The organism is Rhodovarius crocodyli, from assembly GCF_004005855.1.
In the GTDB taxonomy this organism is placed as follows: domain Bacteria; phylum Pseudomonadota; class Alphaproteobacteria; order Acetobacterales; family Acetobacteraceae; genus Rhodovarius; species Rhodovarius crocodyli.
Window position 1 is genome coordinate 340,106 of sequence record NZ_SACL01000003.1, and the last position, 16,657, is coordinate 356,762.

Below are 16,657 nucleotides of genomic sequence, written 5' to 3' on the forward strand. Positions count from 1 at the left end.
GCATTTTTGGTTTGCGCGGGGCCGCAAATCTCAGCATTTAGCACCTCAAGCACAGCGCCACGAATGGGGCAGGCGAAGTATCCTTCAACAAGGAAAGCGTGATCGTCACGAGTATTCGTGAGGAAATGCTGACGCCTGCCTTCACGGTTGTCGAACATGACTTGCGGAGAAAAGCCACCGCGTCGCCCGGCTTGGACTTTGTTGTTGAAAAGATGCTTTCCATGTCTCTCGACATTCACTTTTCTTCCGCGAACCTGTCGGCCGCCGCTACCTCCGCACAGATGCAGGCTGCGATCAACCGCATCGCCAATGCGGGGGGCGGCACGCTCTATGTGAAGGGCGGCGACGTGAAGCTGGGCGAGACCGTCTGGCTGAAGTCCAACGTCACCATCGCCTCCGAGAACGGCACCGCCACCTTCCATGCGCCGAAGGACGGCACCTCCGCCTTCGTGCTCGTGCCCGACCAGGCGAAGGGCGAGGCGGTGGCCAGCAATGTCCACCTGAACGGCATCGCCATCCAGGGCAACGGCAACGCCAACGCGACGCCCGACAAGGCGGCCGTGGTGGCCTGGCGCGCCGACAACTTCACGGTCGAGAACAGCACGGTCTCCAACGCCTCGGGCATCGCGGTCGTGTTCTCCAACACCACCAACAGCGGCACGGTTGCCAGCAGCTTCAGCAACATCGGCAATTTCAGCACCAAGACCGGCCATCTGGACGACTGCCGCCAGGCGCTGGTCTATTGCGGCGACAGCCTGTCGGTGCGCAACAACTTCGCGGTGGGCAACAGCTTCACCGGCGTGGGCCTGGATGCCATCTCCATCACGGAGCAGGGCAACTTCGTCGCGACCGGCAACACCTCCGTCCATCAGACGACCATCCCCACCGCGCTGGCCAAGAGCTGGACGGCGGGCGCCGCCGGCATCTACAGCAACAACTCCAGCAACGTGTTCCTCTACAACAACAACTTCGAGGGCGCGTCGGGCAACGCGATCGACCTGTTCAACACCAAGAACATCTATGTGGTCGATAACCACCTGACCAATGCCGGTGCGGCGGGCGTGCTGATGTCCGGCACCGAGAACTCCTTCGTGTTCGGCAACAGCATCTCCAACGTGAACACGCTGGACCACTTCAACCTGACCGCCAACTACACCTTCGGCGGCACCACCCGGAACGCGAATGTCGAGTTCCTCGCCGATGGCGTCAGCGGTTCCGACAACCTGGTGCAGTTCTACCTGTCCTCCAAGCTGGCGGCCCAGTTCTCGCTGGTGAAGGTGGACGGCAAGGCCTCGCCGCTGACCCCGGGCGTGACGGCCACGGCCAACACGCTGAGCCAGAAAGTGGTCGCGGCGGGTGGGGAGCTGTACAACTACTATTACAAGCTCTCCTCCTTCGCGAACGGCGACGTGGACGCCTTCTCCGTCGGCGGGGCCGGCGTGCCGGTGGCCGATACGCTGAATGTGCACGGTATCAACGTGTTCATCGGCTCTCAAAATAACGACACGTATCACATTAATAGCCGCTACGATCTCGTTATTGAGAGCGCGCGTGGCGGCAAGGACACCGCCCTGGTCGCCGCCAATGGCTGGACCATGTCCTATGGTGTCGAGGTCGGCCGCCTGACGGATGGCGCCACGGATCTGACCGGCAACGGCCTGGACAATGTCCTGGTCGGCAATTCGGGTGCGGCCTCCACCCTGCATGGCGGCGGCGGAGACGACGTGATCTGGGGCCGCCATGACGGCGACGTGCTGGACGGCGGCGACGGCGACGACATCCTGCGCGGCGGCACGGGCGTGACGACCTTCATCGGCGGCAACGGCAACGACCAGTTCGTGATCAAGAACGCGGCCTCCGTCGTCATCGAGAAGGCGGGCGAGGGCACGGACACCGCCTGGGTCAGCGCCAATGGCTGGCACGCTTCGGACAATGTCGAGATCATCCGCATGGTGGATGCCGCCCGCACGCTGACGCTGGGCAACACCTCTGCGCAGGTGATCTCCAACACCGCCGGGGCCACCGTGACCGCCACCAAGGGGGACAATGTCTTCTGGGGCCAGGGCGGCAAGGATGTGTTCATCGGCGGCAGCGGCAACGACACCTTCTACTCCGGCACGGGTGTCACCCGGATGGAGGGCGGCGCGGGCGACGACCACTACGTCATCAAGAACGTGGCCGACACGGTCATCGAAAAGGCCAATGGCGGCTACGACACCGCCTGGCTCGAAGTCAGCGGCTGGAAGGTCGCGGAGAATGTGGAGGTCGCCTACCTGTCCGGCACCGCGAACAGCATCACGGGCAATGCCAGCGGCACCAATCTGGTGGCCAACAGCAGCGTCGCCTCCACGCTGACGGCGGGCAAGGGCTTCACGATCTTCTGGGGTTCCAACTTCGGGGACACGATGAAGATCGGGACCGGCGGCGCCAACGTGTATGGCTATGGCGGGGCGGACACCTTCGAGTTCGGCGCCCATTGGGGCCGGACCCAGATCTCCGACTTCAGCCACGCGGAGGGCGACAGGCTCGACTTCTCCCACAGCGGGCTGACGCGCGCCGACCTTGCCGTCACGAGCTATGCCGACAAGACCGTCGTGGCGCATGGCACCGAGCAGATCGTGCTGTTCGGCGTGACCCATCTGCAGAGCAGCGACTTCATCTTCTGAGGGCCATCCACAGCACGGTGGCCGCCTGCAGCACGAAGCAGCCGGCCAGTGCCCAGCCATAGCCGGCGGCATCCCAGCCGCCGGAGGCGGTGCGGGGCCACAGGTCCAGCACCGCGCCGATGCCCGACTGCAGCAGGAACACCAGCGCCAGCATGATGGCGTTCACCGCGGTAGAGACGCGCCCGGCGACGGCGGGCGCATAGCACTGCGCCACCGCCGCATAGGCCGAGGAAGCGCAGGAGCCGACCAGCGCGAAGCCCGCCCACAGCAGCGCCACCGGCAGCCCGGCATGGCCCGGCAGCAGCAGCAGCGACTGCACCGACAGCATGCCGAACATCGCCAGCACCGGCACCGCGAAGGCGCTGCCGCCGCGCAGCTGCCAGGCGGTGCTGGCCTGGCCCATCAGCAGGTTCCCGGCCATGGCGCCGAGCGCATAGACCAGCAGCGTGCCGGCGCGCGTGGCCTCATCCAGCCCCGCCACGTCGCGCAGCCAGGGGCCCAGCCACAGGCTCTGGAAGGTGAAGTGCAGCGCGTTCAGCACGATGATGGCCGGCACCATGCGGATGAAGACCGGCGAGGCGATGATCGGCCCCAGCTCCCGGATCACCTCGCCCAGCGGCCGCCCGGCCTCCCGGCGCGGAGAAGGGGGAACCAGCACCGCGATCGCGATGGAGACCAGCACCGCCACCCCCGCCATCGCCCAGAAGGCGCCGCGCCAGCCTATGGTGGGCAGCACCGCCTGCAACGGCAGCGTGACCAGCAGCCCGCCCGTGCTGCCGATGAAGATGGCGATGCCCGTCAGCCCCGCCACGCGTTCCTTCGGATACCAGGCGGTGTGCGCCTTCAGGATGCCGATCAGCGCGGAGGCGACGCCGAGCCCGGTCAGGAACCGGCCCGCCGCCAGGCTCCAGGGCCCGGCCGCCATGGCCGAGACCGCGAAGCCCGCCGCCGCCACGGCCGCCGCCGCCGCCTGCACCCGGCGTGGCCCGTGCAGGTCCAGCGCGATGCCCACCGGCAGCTGCATCAGGCAATAGGCCACGAACAGCGAGGCCGACAGCAGGCCCAGATCCGCCGCCGAGAGCCCGAACTCCAGCGCCAGCGCCGGCCCGATCAGCGCCATCACCGCCCGCGCCGCCTGGTTGATGAAATTGACGAAGGAGAGCGGGAAGGTGACGCGCCAGAAGGTCATGGCCGGAAGCTCATGGCAGGCGCAGGCCGACCGAGACGGGGCAGTGATCGGAAACCCGGTCACGCGCGTCGCGCTCGGCATAGACCATGACGCGCAGCGTATCGGGGCGCATCCAGCCGCGCGCCGCACCCCCGGCCATGATGTGGTCGATGAACGGCCGCCCGCCGCGCGCGCCGGCGAAGCAGGGGCTGGACTGGTTTTCCGTCGCGCGCGCCAGCGGGGCGTTCAGCCGGGCCAGGAATTCGTCATCCGGGCCGCGCATGCGGCGGTTGAAGTCGCCCATGATCAGGAAGGGCGCGTTCTCGCGCCGGCGCTGCGCGATCCAGCCGGCCAGCACGGCGGCCTGCTGGGTCAGGTCGTCGCATTCGCGGGAACGGTCCATGGAACCTTCCATGCAGCCGGCCTTCAGGTGGATGGACAGCAGACGGATGCGGTTGCCCCCGGCCTCGATGGTGATGTCGGCACCCCGCCGCAGGGAAAACCGCGCATCGGGCCGCAGATCCAGGCCCAGCAGGTCCTCGTTGCGGGTCACGCGTAGGGTGCGCCGCACGGCGAAGCCGGTGCGCTGGGTGTCGTTCTCGTCGGCGAAGAAGAAGGCGTAGGTGCGGGGGTCGAAGATGCGGGCGGCGATCTCGGGGCCGTCCACCTCCTGCAGGGCCACCACATCGGCATCCAGCCGCCGGGCATAGTCGCGCAGCAGGCGCCAGTCGGAATCGCTGCGGCGGATCACGTCGCGCGGCAGCTCCGATGGCGGGCGCAGCGTGGCCCAGCCGATGTTCCAGGTGGAGAATTTCAGCTCGGCGGCCTGAACCGGCGCGGCGAGCAGCAGGAGAATCAGGGCAAGAACACGCATGCTGATGCCTATACCCGACCGTTATCCGGCGGCGAAGGCCGGCAGGATGCCGTCGGCCAGCAGCGCGTGGCGCGTGAACACCTGGCCCGGCACGCGCGGCACATCCGCGTCCGAGGTCATGACCACCGTCATGTTGAGCCGGGGCAGGATATAGACCATCTGCCCGCCATAGCCCCAGGCGAAGGTCATCGGCTCGCCCCGCGCCTCCGACACCCACCAGCCGAGGCCGTAGAGCTGGCCGCTGAAGGCGGAGCGCGCGCGGGGGATGGTGGCTTCCGCCAGGAAGGTGGCGGGAACCACTTCGCGGTCCCGATACCGGCCCTGGTTGCGGCAGCATTCGCCGAAGGCCAGTAGCGCCTGGGGCGACAGCGCCATGTCGTTGCCGCCGAAGTAGTGGCCCTGCGGGTCCCGCCGCCATTCCGGCACGGTGAAGCCCAGCGGGGTGCCGAGCCAGGCCTGCGCCAGTTCCCGCAGGCTTCGCCCGGTGGCGCGCGCCAGCACCACGCCCAGTATGTGGCTGGAGCCGGTGGAATAGATCATCCCCCCGCCCGGCTCATCGACGAAGGGCCGGGTGAGCGCGAAGCCCAGCCAGTTCCGGCTGGAGACCCAGCGCCCGTAATGCGCGCCCGAGGTGCTCTCCAGCCCCGCGCGCATGCCCATCAGCTGCCGGACCGTGATCTGGCCCACACGCGGGTCGGCCTCGGCCGGGACCAGCCGGCCCAGCATGGGCGCGATGCGGTCATCCAGCGAGAACACCCCGCGCGCGGCGGCGATGCCGGCCAGCGTGGCGACGATCGTCTTGGAGGCGGATTTGATGTTGGTGGGGCGCTGCAGGGCCGCGCCGCGCCATGTGCGTTCCAGCAGCGGCGTGCCGTTGCGCGCCACGATCAGGCTGCGCAGGTCAGGCGTGGCCTCGGCCAGGGTGAGCAGATCCGCCTCGGGGGCGGCCTGCGCGCTCAGGGGCACCAATGCGGCGAGTGCCGCGCGTCTGGTCAGGGGCATGCGCGTCAGATGGGGGCGCGCGTCAGTTCCGTCCACTCAGGGCCGACAGGCCCTTGGGTGTCGCCACCACCTGGCCGTCCGCGCGGAAGGCCACCAGCCCCGCATCCACCGTGTCCTCCCACACGGTCAGGCGCGGGCAGCTGGTGCGCCAGGCCTCGATCACCTCGGCATAGGGGCGGGGCCGGGCGGCGACGAAGGCCACCAGGTCCAGCATCAGGGATTCGGGGGCAACCGGTGTCATGCGAGCCTCTCCTGCAGCAGCAGCCAGCAGCCCTGGGCGATGAAGAACAGGCTGACGGCCAGAATGATGCGCCCGGCCCAGAGGCGGTAGCTGGTGTCGCTCATCGCCTCTAGCACCGGCCGGGCCAGGAAGGTGCCGGCCATGGAGGCCAGAACGGCGGCCACCGCCATCACCGGGTCCAGATTGCCAGCCTGCTCGATCAGCCCGCCGAAATACACAAGTTTCAGCAGGTGGCCGAAGACCTGGCACACCGCCTTGGTCGCCACGATCTGCCGGCGCTCCAGGCTGCCGCCCAGGAAGAAGCGGTCCAGCAACGGGCCCGCCACGCCGGTCAGCAGCATCAGCGTCATGCACAGCCCGCCATAGATCAGGCCATGGACGGGGTTTTCGGCATTCGGGCGGAAATCCCGCGGCAGCAGCTTCACCATGAAGGGGCTGACGCCCAGCAGCAGCAGCGCCACGGGCTTGTCCGGCACGTAGCGGAACAGCGACCAGCCGATCAGCGCGGCGAAGCAGCCCAGCGCATAGCCGCCGATCACGCGCCAGCGCACGTATCTGATCCAGGACGCCGCCCGCCAGCCGTTGGAGGAAATCTGCGTCACGGCATGCAGCGCCATGGCATCGGGCAGCGGCAGCAGCGCCAGCAGCACCCCCACCAGGATCAGCCCGCCCGCCATGCCGAAAATGCCCGACAGGAAGGAGGTGAACACCATGGTCAGGATCAGCAGGGCAGCGGTGAAAAGCGACATGGACAACCTCCGGTCCTCGCCCAATGCGCTGATTCGGAACGCGGAGGCAAAACGCATTAACTCATGCTAGGCTCAGCTTTACTGATGGTGCGCAGACTCCCCTCCCTGAACGGCATCCGCGCCTTTGAGGCCGCGGCCAGGCTCGGCGGCTTCGCGGCCGCGGCGGAGGAGCTGCATGTCTCCCCCGCCGCCGTCAGCCGGCTGGTGCGGCTGCTGGAGGAACGGCTGGGCGTGCCGCTGTTCGACCGCGCGCCCAACCGCCTGCTGCTGACCCCCGCCGGGGCGCATTTCCACCCGGGCCTGACCCAGATGCTGGACCGCCTGTCGGCACTGACGGATGAGGTGCGGGAGCTGGCCGGCGCGCAGGTGGTCACGCTGGGGGTGGGGCCCACCTTCGCCATCCGCTGGCTGATCCCGCGCCTGGGCGGGTTGCAGCGCGCCCTGCCGGGGGTGGAGTTGCGCATCACCACCGGCGGCGAGACGGTTCCCTTCTCCGAAGCCTGGAGCGCCGGCGTGCGCCTGGGTGAGGGCGAGTGGCCGGGGCTGGAGGCGACCCCCCTGTTCCCCGCCGACCTGCTGCCGGTGATGTCGCCGGCCCTGGCCGCCAGACTCACCGAGCCCGGGGAACTGGCGCGCCAGAACCTGCTGCGGGTGGCCCATGGGCCGGAGGACTGGGGGTTGTGGTCGCGGGCGGCCGGGCTGCCGGCGCTGCGGGCCCATGGGCCGGTGTTTGAATACTACGGCCAGGCGCTGCAGGCCGCGCTGGACGGGCTTGGCGTGGCCATGGGCATCCGCCCCTATGTGGATGACGACCTGGCGGCGGGGCGGCTGGTGGCGCCCTTTCCCCTGGCGGTGCCCAAGGGCAAGGGCTGGTACCTGGTCTATCGCCCGTCGCGCCTGGCGGAGCCGGGCTTCCTGGCCTTCCGCGACTGGCTGCTGGGCGAGGCCCAGGGGATCGTTCAGCCCTCGACCTTCGCGGGCTCGGCCCATTCCGGCCAACGCTTGCGGACCACCTCGCCGGCGGGGTCATAGGCAAGGCAGGTGCCGATCAGGCTGGGGCGCTTCGCGGGCTCACGCGGCAGTTCCTTGCCGCCATTGGCCTCGATCGCCGCCGCGCGCTGGGCGCGGGCACGCTTGTCGCGCAGGGAATAGGTGGTCTGGTAGGCGACGGTGGCCATCTGGGCCAGCACCTCGCGCAGATGGGTGCAGCCCACCACGCCGCCCACGCGCTCATTCACCGCCTTGTTGAAGCCGGGGCCGATCTTCAGCCCCGCCAGGCGCGAGAAGTTGGGCGCGGCCTGCGGGCACTGGACATAGGGGGTGAAGTCGCTGGCGGCCTCGGCCTCCACGATCTCCAGGTCCAGGTTGATGGTCAGGCGCAGCCACATGCCGTGCAGCGGCTCACCGGGCTTCACCTCGCCCCGGTCCACGTTCGGGAAGGTATAGGTCTTGGTGTCGACCAGATGCGCCTCGATATCGACCAGCCCATCGGCGCGCTGATAGCCGCGCAGGTCGATGTCTCGAAGATGCAGAAGTTCCCGGTCAGCGGATGTACTGAGCGGCATGCGGGGCCCCTTTTCGCAATGCAGCGGTCCCTATTTCTTTAGGCCCGCGGCGCTCTTGTGCAAGAGCACAATGCCCGCGCCTGGGGCGCGTCTGCGATGCGGCGGGCCTCAGGCCAGCTGCCGCAGACCGTCCAGCAGGGGCAAAAGCTGGGGCTTTCCCGAGCTTTCCACCGTATCGGCCAGGGCGGCCATGCTGGCGCGGGCGTCATCGGCCCCCAGCAGGCCGGTGGCCATCATCCAGCGCAGCGCCAGCGCCCAGGTGTTCACCACATCCTGCTCGCAATAGGCCGCGACATCCGCGAGCTTGCCCTCGGCGGCCGCCGCCTCCACCGCGGCGCCGCCCATGAAGGACTTGGCATCCAGCCCCAGCAGCGCGGCGCATTCGGCCAATGACGGGGGCGTGCTGGCCCGGTGGCCCGAAAGCCGGTCGCACAGGTCGATGTGGTCGTTGCCGTAACGATGGCCGTAGTCGCGCCCGCCGCGCCCGAACAGGTTGGGCATGGGCACGCCCAGGGCCATGGCGCGGTAGCGCAGCACCGGCAGGTCGAAGCCCTGGGTGTTGAAGCCCACCAGCACCGGCTGGTTGCGGAAGGCCTGGTCCAGCTTCTCCAGCAGCTCGGCCTCGCTCTCCTCGCCGGTGGCGCGCGCGTCCAGCTGGGTGACGCGCCAGGGCTCGCCCATGCCGTCGCGGCGGGCGCGCAGCACGCCCAGCACCACCACCCGGTGCAGCGGCGCCTTCAGGAAGGCATGGGCCGGGTCCTCGCCGGGCCTGGCATAGCGCGCGCCGAGGGCGGCACGCAGGGCGGCGTCGTCCAGCCCCTCGGCGGCGGCGCCCAGCAGCACCCGGCCGGCGGCCAGGTCGGGAACGGTCTCGATATCCAGCACCAGGATGCGATCGGTCATGGCAGGGCCCGCCATAGCACTGCCGTGCTGATCAGCACGCCTGCCCACATCAGCGCCAGGGCGGTGCCGGTGCCCAGCAGGTCGGCGCCGATGCCCACCAGCAGCGGAACGGCGGAAAAGCCCACATGCGCGATCAGGAAGAAGCCCGCCGTGGCGCGCGGCCGGTCATCGGGTGCCGCGATGGTGGCCGCGGCCAGCCCGCCCAGATAGACCAGCCCATGGGCGGCCAGCCCGATGATGACGGCCCCCAGCATCAGCGGCAGCAACCCGCCGCCCTGCGCGCCCCAGAACATCACCCCGCCGCCCAGCACCAGCAGCGGCATGCCCAGCCGCAGGGCGCGGCCGGGCGGCAGGCGGCGCGTGCGCCCCTGCGCCAGCAGCCCGGTCAGGATCATGAGCGACACCGCCCAGGCCCCGGCGCGCGGCTGCCCTGCGGCCGCCAGCGCCGCCGGGATGGTGGTGATGGCCACCCCCGTCAGCCCCCAGGCCGGCACCATGCCCAGCGAGGACGCCAGCGTGCCGCGCGGAAAGGCCGGCCAGCGCAGCGCGGGGCCGGGCGGGCCGCGCCGCGTCTCGGGCAGGGCCAGCGCCAGGGCGATGCACAGCACGAACAGCAGCAGATGCAGCGGCAGCGTGACGGGCGGGCGCATGGCCGGCCAGGCCATCAGCGCCAGCAGCGTCAGCACCGACCCCAGCCCGAAACTGCCGGAGGTTCCGGCCGCCACCACGGCGGCCCCCTGGCGGCTCGCATCCTCGGGCGCGGTGCCCTGGCGTTCCAGCAGCTCGGCGGCCCAGGCGCCCGCCGCATTGGCCACGCAGCCCATGCCCAGCCCCTGGAACACCCGCGCCAGCGCCAGGCTGCCCAGCCCCGGCCAGATGGCCAGCAGCAGGGAGGACACGGCACAGGCCAGCAGCCCCAGCACCATGCAGCGCCGCCGGCCGATGCGGTCCGGCAGCGGGCCCAGCAGCGGGGCCGTCAGGATCAGCACGCCCGCATAGCAGGCAAAGGCCGCGGCCAGCGCGCCCTTGCCCGCATCGCCCGCGTATTCGACGTAGAGCGGCAGGGGCAGGGTGGTCGTCAGCCCGGCGGCGAAGACCATCAGCCCGATGCGCGCGGCGGGCCCGTTCATCGGGCCAGCGCCTCGTGCGGGATGGCCTCCAGCCGGTGGCCCTGGTGGCCGGTCATGCCGGTGGCGGCCACCATGGCGTTGCAGACGGCCTCCTCCACCGCCTCCACCACCGCCTGGAACAGGGGGGAGATCGCGTCGTTCGGCCAATCCTCGATGGTGGTGGCGGCGGCGCGCCGTTCGGGCGTGCGGCGCACGCCCTCGGCCGTGGAGAAGGCCAGCGCATAGTCCCCCGACCCGTTGGCCATGCAGGAGCCGGTGCGCGCCAGGCCCAGGAAGGCGCGTGCCGCCAGCCGCTTCAGGTTGCGGTCCGACAGCGGGGCGTCGGTGGCCAGCACGATCACGACGGAGCCGTCGCCGGCGTGGTCGTCCAGCTGGTCCTTCAGGAAATACTCGCCCAGGCGCTGCCCGATCGGCGCGCCGTCCATGGTCAGCACCCCGCCGTAATTGGTCTGCACCAGCGCGCCCACCGTGTGGCCCCCCACGGCCCTGGGCGTGACGCGGGAGGATGTGCCGATGCCGCCCTTCCAGGCGAAGGCGCGGGTGCCGGTGCCCGCGCCCACGCAGCCCTCGGCCACCGGGCCGGGCGCGCAGGCCTCCAGCGCCGCCAGCACATGCGCCTTGGTGACGTGCCGGCCGCGGATGTCGTTCAGGAAGCCGTCATTCGTCTCGCCCACCACGGCGTTGACGGACAGCACGGCCCCGTTGCCCGGCTGGGCCAGGCTCCATTCCACGAGGCCCGCCAGCCCCTCGGCGACCGAGAGGGTGTTGGTCAGCACGATGGGGGTCTCGATCTCGCCCAGCTCCTCGATCTGGGTGGAGCCCGCGAATTTCCCGAAGCCATTGCCCGAGGCGAAGCCGGCCGGGACCTTGTGCTGGAAGATGTTGCCCGGATGCGGGCGGATGGCCGTGACGCCGGTGCGCACGCCCTCGCCCTCGATCAGCGTGACATGGCCGACCGACACCCCCGCGACATCGGTGATGGCATTGAGCGGCCCCGGCCGCAGAACCCCGGGCGCGATGCCGAACTGCCGCGCGCGCGGGGAGGTAGCTTGTTCTGCCATGGGGCGTTCCTGCTGGACCGCCCCAGAATGGCAGGGCAGGCGGGCTTCAGACAGCCCAGGCCGGCAGGAACTTGCGCAGCTTCTCGCGCACCGGCTCCAGCGCGAAGGCGCCCGCACCCAGCAGCGCCTGGACCACCGCCAGCACGATCAGCAGCACCGGGAATTCCCAGCCGCCGCGCGGCGAGGCGAACATCCAGCCATTTCCGGTATGCTGCAGCGCCGCCCCGATCAGGATGGGCAGCACCAGCACCGAAGCCGGGCGCACCATCACGCCGACGACCAGCGCGATGCCGGCCGCCGTCTCGCCGAAGGCCACGATCGGCGCGAGGATCGGCGGGAAGCCGATCCGCCCGAAATAGGCCATGACGTTGGTCAGGCCGACGGTCATGATCTTCATGTACAGGCCATGGGCCAGCAGGATGGCGCCGAGCGAAAGGCGCAGCAGAAGCGCCGCATAAGGCGTCAGATTCGGTTGCATGGGGTGTCCCGGTTGCTTGCAACCCCGCCAATTACGGCATGCCCCTTCCCGCTTCCAACAGATTGCGTGAAGGACCATTATCACCGTGATGAATGATGGGATCGCGCGATGAGCGGCCTGGCCGGGCTCGACCTCAACCTGCTGCGGGTGTTCGACGCCGTGGCGCGGGAGCGCAGCGTGACGCGCGCCGCCCGCCGCCTGCGGCTGACCCAGCCCGCCGTTTCCAATGCGCTGGCACGGCTGCGCGTCGCGCTGAATGACGAGCTGTTCCTGCGCAGCCCCGGCGGTGTCGAGCCCACGGCGCTTGCCCTGAACCTGATGGGGCCGGTGGCCGAGGCGCTGGACCGGCTGGAGGAAACCCTCGTCGCCTCCGCCCCCTTCGACCCCGCGACGGCGCACCGCGTCTTCACCATCGCGATGTCGGAGTATGCGGAGGCCGTGCTGGTGCCGCCCCTGCTGGAGACCATCGCGCGGGAGGCACCGGGCTGCATGCTGGCGGTTTCCCATGCCGACCGCACCAATGCCTTCGCCCTGCTGGATTCCAGCGTGGCGCAGATGGCCGTGGGCGTGCTGCCGGAACCCACGGCGCTGTACACCAAGCTGCGCCTGCTGCCGGAGGCCTTCATGGTGCTGATGCGCCCCGACCACCCGCTGGCGCGGGGTGAGCTGACGGTGGAGCGCTATGTCTCCGTCCCGCACCTGCTGCATTCGCCCAACGGTTCCCGCAACGGGGCGCTGGATGCGCCGCTGCGCGATGCGGGGCATCCGCGCCGGCTGGGCGCGGTGGTGGCGCATCTGTCCGCCGTGCCGGAGATCCTGAAGCGGACCGAGATGATCATGACCTGCTCCGCCAGGCTGGCGCGGATGCTGGCCGAGGCGCATGGGCTGGCCTGCCGCCCGCCGCCGATCGAGACGAAGCACACCCGCCTGTCGCTGATCTTCCATCGCCGCTTCGAGGCCGACCAGGGCCACGCCTGGATGCGCCGGCTGATCCTGGCCCTGGCGCGTGAGACGCCGGAGGCGGGAGCGCCGCTTGACGCCATGCCCGCGCAGGGCTTGATGGCCTGATGCGTATCCTGGGCCTGGCGGGGTGGAGCGGGGCTGGCAAGACCACGCTCCTGAAGGGGTTGATCCCCGAGTTGCGGGGGCGCGGGTTGCGCGTCTCTACCGTGAAGCACGCGCATCATGCCTTCGACGTGGATGTGCCGGGCAAGGACAGCCACACCCACCGCGAAGCGGGCGCCGAGCAGGTGCTGGTCAGCTCCGCCAACCGCTGGGCGCTGATGACCGAGCTGCGCGGCGCGCCCGAGCCGCCCCTGGCCGAGCTGCTGGCGCGGCTGAACACGGTGGACATCGTGCTGATCGAGGGCTTCAAGCGCGACAGCCACCCCAAGATCGAGGTGCATCGCGCGGCCAACGGCAAGCCCTGGCTGCACCCCGATGACCCGCGCGTGCTGGCCGTGGCCGCCGATGTGGCGCCCGCCGCACTGCCCCATGCGCATCTGGACGACATTCCCGCCGTGGCCGACCTGGTGCTGCGCTTCGCGGAGCCGCTGTAATGGCGCAGCTGTCGGATGACTGCTTCGCCTTCGGCGGCCAGCTTCTGTCGGTGGAGGCGGCCGCCGCGATGATCGCGGAGCGCATCCCGCCCATCGAGGGCACCGAGACCCTGCCGCTGATGGCCGCGCTCGGCCGGGTGCTGGCCGGGGGGCTGGTCGCGCGTTCGCCGCTGCCGCCCTTCTTCAACTCGGCGGTGGATGGCTATGCCTTCGCCCATGCCAACCTGGGCGAGGGCAGCACGCGGCTGCCCCTGGCCGGGCGGCTGGCGGCGGGCGATGCGGCGCAGCCGCTGCCCCCCGGCACCGCCATGCGCGTGCTGACCGGCGCGCCCATGCCCGAGGGCGCGGACACCGTGATGATGCAGGAGGACGCGGTGCTGGAAGGCGACGCCCTGCTGCTGCCGCCCGGCCTGAAGCGCGGCGCCAACTGCCGCCCCGCCGGCGAGGACGTGCCCCTGGGCGCCGAGGCGCTGCCCCCCGGCACGCTGCTGACCGCGCCCGAGATCGGGCTGGCCGCGGCGCTCGGCTTCGCCACGCTGGAATGCCGGCGCCCCGTGCGCGTGGGCGTGTTCTCCACCGGCAATGAGCTGGCGAGCCCCGGCCTGCCGCTCGGCCCCGCCCAGACCTATGACAGCAACCGCTTCACGCTGATGGCCATGCTGGCGCGGCTGCCGGTGGCGGTCAGCGATCTGGGCATATTGCCCGACCGCGCCGAGGCCACCCGCGCCGCGCTGGACCGCGCATCGCGCGAGCATGACGTGCTGATCACCTCGGGCGGGGTTTCCGCCGGCGAGGAAGACCATGTCCGCGCCGCGATCGAGAGCTTCGGCAGCCTGGTGTTCTGGCGGCTGGCGGTGAAGCCGGGGCGGCCGGCGGCACTCGGCGTGGTGAACGGCACCCCGGTGCTGGGCCTGCCGGGCAACCCGGTGGCGGCCGTGGTGTGCTTCCTGCACCTGGCGCGGCCGCTGGTGCTGCGCCTTGCCGGTGCGCTCGACCGCCCGCTGCCGCGCTTCCTGGTGCCCGCGGGCTTCACCCACAAGAAGAAACAGGGCCGGCGCGAATACCTGCGCGTGCGGCTCGGTGCCGATGCTCAGCGTTTCGAGCGCGAGGGCGCCGGCCTGCTGACCAGCCTGACCCGATCGGACGCCTTCTGCGAGTTGCCGGAGGAGATGACGCGGCTGGAGCCCGGCACCCTCGTTCAGGTGCTGCCCTTCGCCGCGATTTTCTGACAGGGTTTCCCTAACCGAGGAGGAAACCCGATGACCGAATTCGTCACGCGCCATGTCGAGAACGGCGTGATGCAGCTGCGCCTGAACCGCCCCGAGAAGAAGAACGCGCTGACCCTGGCCATGTACGAGGCCCTGGCCGAGGGCCTGCAGGCCGCAGCCGAGGACCCGGAGGTGCGCGTGGTGCTGCTGGCCGGCGGCACCGATTTCACCGCCGGCAACGACCTGAAGGACTTCGCCGCCGCCGGCAACCAGGAGAACCGGCCGAGCTCCGCCTTCGATTTCCTGCGCGTGATCCGCGTGTTTCCGAAGCCCGTGGTCGCCGCCGTGCGCGGCGTGTCGGTCGGCATCGGCACCACCATGCTGCTGCACTGCGACGTGGTGATCGCGAGCGCGACGGCACGTTTCCAGATCCCGTTCACCCGCCTGGGCGTGACGCCGGAGGGCGGGTCCTCGATCCTGCTGGCGCAGCGGGTGGGCGATGCCCGCGCCCGCTGGCTGCTGATGGCGGGCGAGGCGTTCTCCGGCGAGCAGGCCGCGCGCTGGGGCCTGGCGCTGGAAGCGCCCGCGGATGCCGAGGTGGAGGCGGTGGCCATGGAGCGCGCGCGCACCCTGGCCGCCCTGCCGCCCAACGCGCTGGCGCAGAGCAAGCGCCTGCTGCTGGCGCCCCAGCGCGACCAGCTGGAACAGGTGATGGATGAGGAACGCGTGGTGTTCAGCGCGGCCCTGCGCAGCCCGGAGGCACAGGCGGCGTTCCAGGCGTTCCTGAGCAAGGCGAAGGGGTGAAAGGCGGGGGCTTTGCCCCCGAACCCCCAATTGAGGGGCTCTGCCCCTCAAACTCCTCGCCAGGAGATAATATCTCCTGGACCTGATATCAGTTGGCGCCCACCTCTTGCAGGCGGGCCGCCAATTTTATTATAATAATCAAGACTGTCAGGGTGTTGTGCCAACTCCCCGGGGTCCAGGGCCGCTACGGTCCTGGCGGGGTTCCAAGGGGCAGGGCCCCTTGGTCGGCCCCGGCCTAGTTCACCGACAGGTTCATCGCCTTCACCGCCTCACCCATTGTGCCGATCTGCGTGCGCACGAACTCGACGAATTCCGGCTGGCTCATGGTGCCCGGCGTGATGCCGAACTGCGCCAGGCGGTCCAGCATGCTCTGCTGGGTCAGGGCCCAGTTCACCTCGCTGTGCAGGCGCGCCACCACCGGCGCGGGCATGCCGGCGGGGCCTGCCAGGCCCAGCCAGTTTTCCGCCAGCAGGCCCGGCAGCCCGGCCTCGGCGGTGGTGGGCACCTCGGGCAGCATGGGGCTGCGGACAGCGCCGCTGACGGCATAGGCGCGGGTGCGCCCGGCGCGGACATTCTCGACATTCTCGGGCAGCGTGTCGAAGGACAGCAGGATGGAGCCGCCCATCAGGTCCGTCTGCATGGGCTGGGCGCCGCGATAGGGCGCGTGGGTCAGCGCGATGCCGGTGCGGGTCTCGAACATCGAGCCGAGGATATGGCCCACGGATCCGACACCGGAGGTGCCGTAGACCGGCGGCGTGCGCTGCGCCCGCATCCAGGCCATCAGCGAGGTCATGTCGCGCGCGGGCACGGAGGGGTGCGTGACCACCACCATCGGCGTGGCGCCGATATAGGCGATGTGGGTGAAGCCGTTCATCGGGTCATAGCCCGCCTGCCGGTAGATCGGCGGGGAGGTGACGATGGGCGCGGTGTTGGACAGCATCAGCGTGTAGCCGTCGGCCGGCTGCTGGGCCACATGCAGCGCGGCGACGGTGCCGCCGGCCCCCGGGCGGTTGTCAACCACGATGCGGGCGTTCAGCCGGGGGGCGATGGTTTCCGCCAGCACGCGGGCCACGATGTCGGAACTGCCGCCGGGCGGGAACACCACCACGATGCGGATCGGCCGGGACGGCCATTCCTGGGCATTTGCCGGCATATGCCCGCAAACCATGCAGGCCATCAGGCCCAGTATCACTTTCCGCAGCAGACGCATGCGCTACCCCCTGTTCCGAGACCCGGCGCAGGGGGCGTT

At 70.3% G+C, this 16,657-nt stretch carries 17 protein-coding genes; 6 read left to right on the plus strand and 11 right to left on the minus strand.

Annotated features, from left to right (window positions below):
* Positions 1-221 precede the first annotated feature (221 nt).
* Entirely contained in the window at positions 222-2,666 is a 2,445-nt protein-coding gene (locus EOD42_RS10845) for a right-handed parallel beta-helix repeat-containing protein (protein WP_164867879.1), read from the plus strand.
* Here the strand turns inward: EOD42_RS10845 and EOD42_RS10850 are convergent.
* Genes EOD42_RS10850 through EOD42_RS10870 form a run of 5 tightly spaced genes read right to left on the minus strand, consistent with a single transcriptional unit; the run spans position 2,656 to position 6,700 of the window.
* On the minus strand, positions 2,656-3,855 hold the full coding sequence (locus tag EOD42_RS10850) for an MFS transporter (RefSeq protein WP_164867880.1): 1,200 nt from the start codon (positions 3,853-3,855) through the stop codon (positions 2,656-2,658). The genes EOD42_RS10845 and EOD42_RS10850 overlap by 11 nt on opposite strands.
* A 10-nt stretch (positions 3,856-3,865) precedes the next feature.
* Positions 3,866-4,708: an endonuclease/exonuclease/phosphatase family protein gene (locus EOD42_RS10855; RefSeq protein WP_127787541.1), complete on the minus strand. Its 843-nt coding sequence runs from the start codon at positions 4,706-4,708 to the stop codon at positions 3,866-3,868.
* A 21-nt stretch (positions 4,709-4,729) separates the two neighbouring features.
* On the minus strand, positions 4,730-5,710 hold the full coding sequence (locus EOD42_RS10860) for a serine hydrolase domain-containing protein (protein ID WP_127787542.1): 981 nt from the start codon (positions 5,708-5,710) through the stop codon (positions 4,730-4,732).
* 22 nt (positions 5,711-5,732) lie between these two features.
* Positions 5,733-5,951, minus strand: coding sequence for a hypothetical protein (locus EOD42_RS10865; RefSeq protein WP_127787543.1), 219 nt, complete (start codon positions 5,949-5,951; stop codon positions 5,733-5,735).
* Entirely contained in the window at positions 5,948-6,700 is a 753-nt protein-coding gene (locus EOD42_RS10870; protein WP_127787544.1) for a sulfite exporter TauE/SafE family protein, read from the minus strand. Before EOD42_RS10870 ends, EOD42_RS10865 begins: the two co-directional genes overlap by 4 nt.
* An 84-nt stretch (positions 6,701-6,784) precedes the next feature.
* On the opposite strand from EOD42_RS10870, the gene EOD42_RS10875 reads away from it, so the two are divergent.
* Positions 6,785-7,732, plus strand: a complete 948-nt coding sequence (locus EOD42_RS10875; protein ID WP_240655118.1) for a LysR substrate-binding domain-containing protein — start codon at positions 6,785-6,787, stop codon at positions 7,730-7,732.
* Here the strand turns inward: EOD42_RS10875 and EOD42_RS10880 are convergent.
* From EOD42_RS10880 to EOD42_RS10900, 5 genes are all read right to left on the minus strand, one after another.
* On the minus strand, positions 7,660-8,265 hold the full coding sequence (locus tag EOD42_RS10880; RefSeq protein ID WP_127787545.1) for a DUF2889 domain-containing protein: 606 nt from the start codon (positions 8,263-8,265) through the stop codon (positions 7,660-7,662). The genes EOD42_RS10875 and EOD42_RS10880 overlap by 73 nt on opposite strands.
* Before the next feature lie 108 nt (positions 8,266-8,373).
* Complete coding sequence (locus EOD42_RS10885; protein ID WP_164867881.1) at positions 8,374-9,168, minus strand: ribonuclease H-like domain-containing protein; 795 nt, start codon at positions 9,166-9,168, stop codon at positions 8,374-8,376.
* Entirely contained in the window at positions 9,165-10,298 is a 1,134-nt protein-coding gene (locus EOD42_RS10890; protein ID WP_127787547.1) for an MFS transporter, read from the minus strand. The genes EOD42_RS10885 and EOD42_RS10890 overlap by 4 nt, the downstream gene beginning before the upstream one ends.
* Positions 10,295-11,359, minus strand: a complete 1,065-nt coding sequence (locus EOD42_RS10895) for a DmpA family aminopeptidase (protein WP_127787548.1) — start codon at positions 11,357-11,359, stop codon at positions 10,295-10,297. The genes EOD42_RS10890 and EOD42_RS10895 overlap by 4 nt, the downstream gene beginning before the upstream one ends.
* Positions 11,360-11,405: 46 nt before the next feature.
* Positions 11,406-11,837, minus strand: coding sequence for a DoxX family protein (locus tag EOD42_RS10900; RefSeq protein WP_127787549.1), 432 nt, complete (start codon positions 11,835-11,837; stop codon positions 11,406-11,408).
* A gap of 108 nt (positions 11,838-11,945) precedes the next feature.
* Between EOD42_RS10900 and EOD42_RS10905 the strand changes: the two genes are divergently transcribed.
* The 4 genes from EOD42_RS10905 to EOD42_RS10920 are packed head-to-tail and all read left to right on the plus strand — an operon-like array spanning position 11,946 to position 15,408.
* On the plus strand, positions 11,946-12,905 hold the full coding sequence (locus tag EOD42_RS10905; protein WP_127787550.1) for a LysR family transcriptional regulator: 960 nt from the start codon (positions 11,946-11,948) through the stop codon (positions 12,903-12,905).
* A complete protein-coding gene (gene mobB, locus EOD42_RS10910) occupies positions 12,905-13,396 on the plus strand; it encodes a molybdopterin-guanine dinucleotide biosynthesis protein B (protein ID WP_127787551.1) in 492 nt (163 codons plus the stop codon). The genes EOD42_RS10905 and mobB overlap by 1 nt, the downstream gene beginning before the upstream one ends.
* Positions 13,396-14,625, plus strand: a complete 1,230-nt coding sequence (locus EOD42_RS10915) for a molybdopterin molybdotransferase MoeA (protein ID WP_127787552.1) — start codon at positions 13,396-13,398, stop codon at positions 14,623-14,625. The genes mobB and EOD42_RS10915 overlap by 1 nt, the downstream gene beginning before the upstream one ends.
* 30 nt (positions 14,626-14,655) lie before the next feature.
* On the plus strand, positions 14,656-15,408 hold the full coding sequence (locus EOD42_RS10920; RefSeq protein WP_127787553.1) for an enoyl-CoA hydratase-related protein: 753 nt from the start codon (positions 14,656-14,658) through the stop codon (positions 15,406-15,408).
* A gap of 235 nt (positions 15,409-15,643) precedes the next feature.
* Here EOD42_RS10920 and EOD42_RS10925 read toward each other — a convergent pair whose 3' ends face one another.
* Positions 15,644-16,561 carry a Bug family tripartite tricarboxylate transporter substrate binding protein gene (locus EOD42_RS10925; protein ID WP_164867882.1) on the minus strand — a complete coding sequence of 306 codons (918 nt, stop codon included), beginning with the start codon at positions 16,559-16,561 and terminating at the stop codon, positions 15,644-15,646.
* Between the last annotated feature and the right edge of the window lie 96 nt (positions 16,562-16,657).

Bases quoted from the DNA above. Each gene is read 5' to 3' on its own strand.
- EOD42_RS10925 (WP_164867882.1), bottom strand. From the start codon at position 16,561: ATGCCGGCAAATGCCCAGGAATGGCCGTCCCGGCCGATCCGCATCGTG.
- EOD42_RS10920 (WP_127787553.1), top strand. From the start codon at position 14,656: ATGACCGAATTCGTCACGCGCCATGTCGAGAACGGCGTGATGCAGCTG.
- EOD42_RS10875 (WP_240655118.1), top strand. From the start codon at position 6,785: ATGGTGCGCAGACTCCCCTCCCTGAACGGCATCCGCGCCTTTGAGGCC.
- EOD42_RS10885 (WP_164867881.1), bottom strand. From the start codon at position 9,168: ATGACCGATCGCATCCTGGTGCTGGATATCGAGACCGTTCCCGACCTG.
- EOD42_RS10870 (WP_127787544.1), bottom strand. From the start codon at position 6,700: ATGTCGCTTTTCACCGCTGCCCTGCTGATCCTGACCATGGTGTTCACC.
- EOD42_RS10880 (WP_127787545.1), bottom strand. From the start codon at position 8,265: ATGCCGCTCAGTACATCCGCTGACCGGGAACTTCTGCATCTTCGAGAC.
- EOD42_RS10900 (WP_127787549.1), bottom strand. From the start codon at position 11,837: ATGCAACCGAATCTGACGCCTTATGCGGCGCTTCTGCTGCGCCTTTCG.
- mobB (WP_127787551.1), top strand. From the start codon at position 12,905: ATGCGTATCCTGGGCCTGGCGGGGTGGAGCGGGGCTGGCAAGACCACG.
- EOD42_RS10895 (WP_127787548.1), bottom strand. From the start codon at position 11,359: ATGGCAGAACAAGCTACCTCCCCGCGCGCGCGGCAGTTCGGCATCGCG.
- EOD42_RS10860 (WP_127787542.1), bottom strand. From the start codon at position 5,710: ATGCCCCTGACCAGACGCGCGGCACTCGCCGCATTGGTGCCCCTGAGC.
- EOD42_RS10915 (WP_127787552.1), top strand. From the start codon at position 13,396: ATGGCGCAGCTGTCGGATGACTGCTTCGCCTTCGGCGGCCAGCTTCTG.
- EOD42_RS10905 (WP_127787550.1), top strand. From the start codon at position 11,946: ATGAGCGGCCTGGCCGGGCTCGACCTCAACCTGCTGCGGGTGTTCGAC.
- EOD42_RS10865 (WP_127787543.1), bottom strand. From the start codon at position 5,951: ATGACACCGGTTGCCCCCGAATCCCTGATGCTGGACCTGGTGGCCTTC.
- EOD42_RS10850 (WP_164867880.1), bottom strand. From the start codon at position 3,855: ATGACCTTCTGGCGCGTCACCTTCCCGCTCTCCTTCGTCAATTTCATC.
- EOD42_RS10890 (WP_127787547.1), bottom strand. From the start codon at position 10,298: ATGAACGGGCCCGCCGCGCGCATCGGGCTGATGGTCTTCGCCGCCGGG.
- EOD42_RS10845 (WP_164867879.1), top strand. From the start codon at position 222: ATGTCTCTCGACATTCACTTTTCTTCCGCGAACCTGTCGGCCGCCGCT.
- EOD42_RS10855 (WP_127787541.1), bottom strand. From the start codon at position 4,708: ATGCGTGTTCTTGCCCTGATTCTCCTGCTGCTCGCCGCGCCGGTTCAG.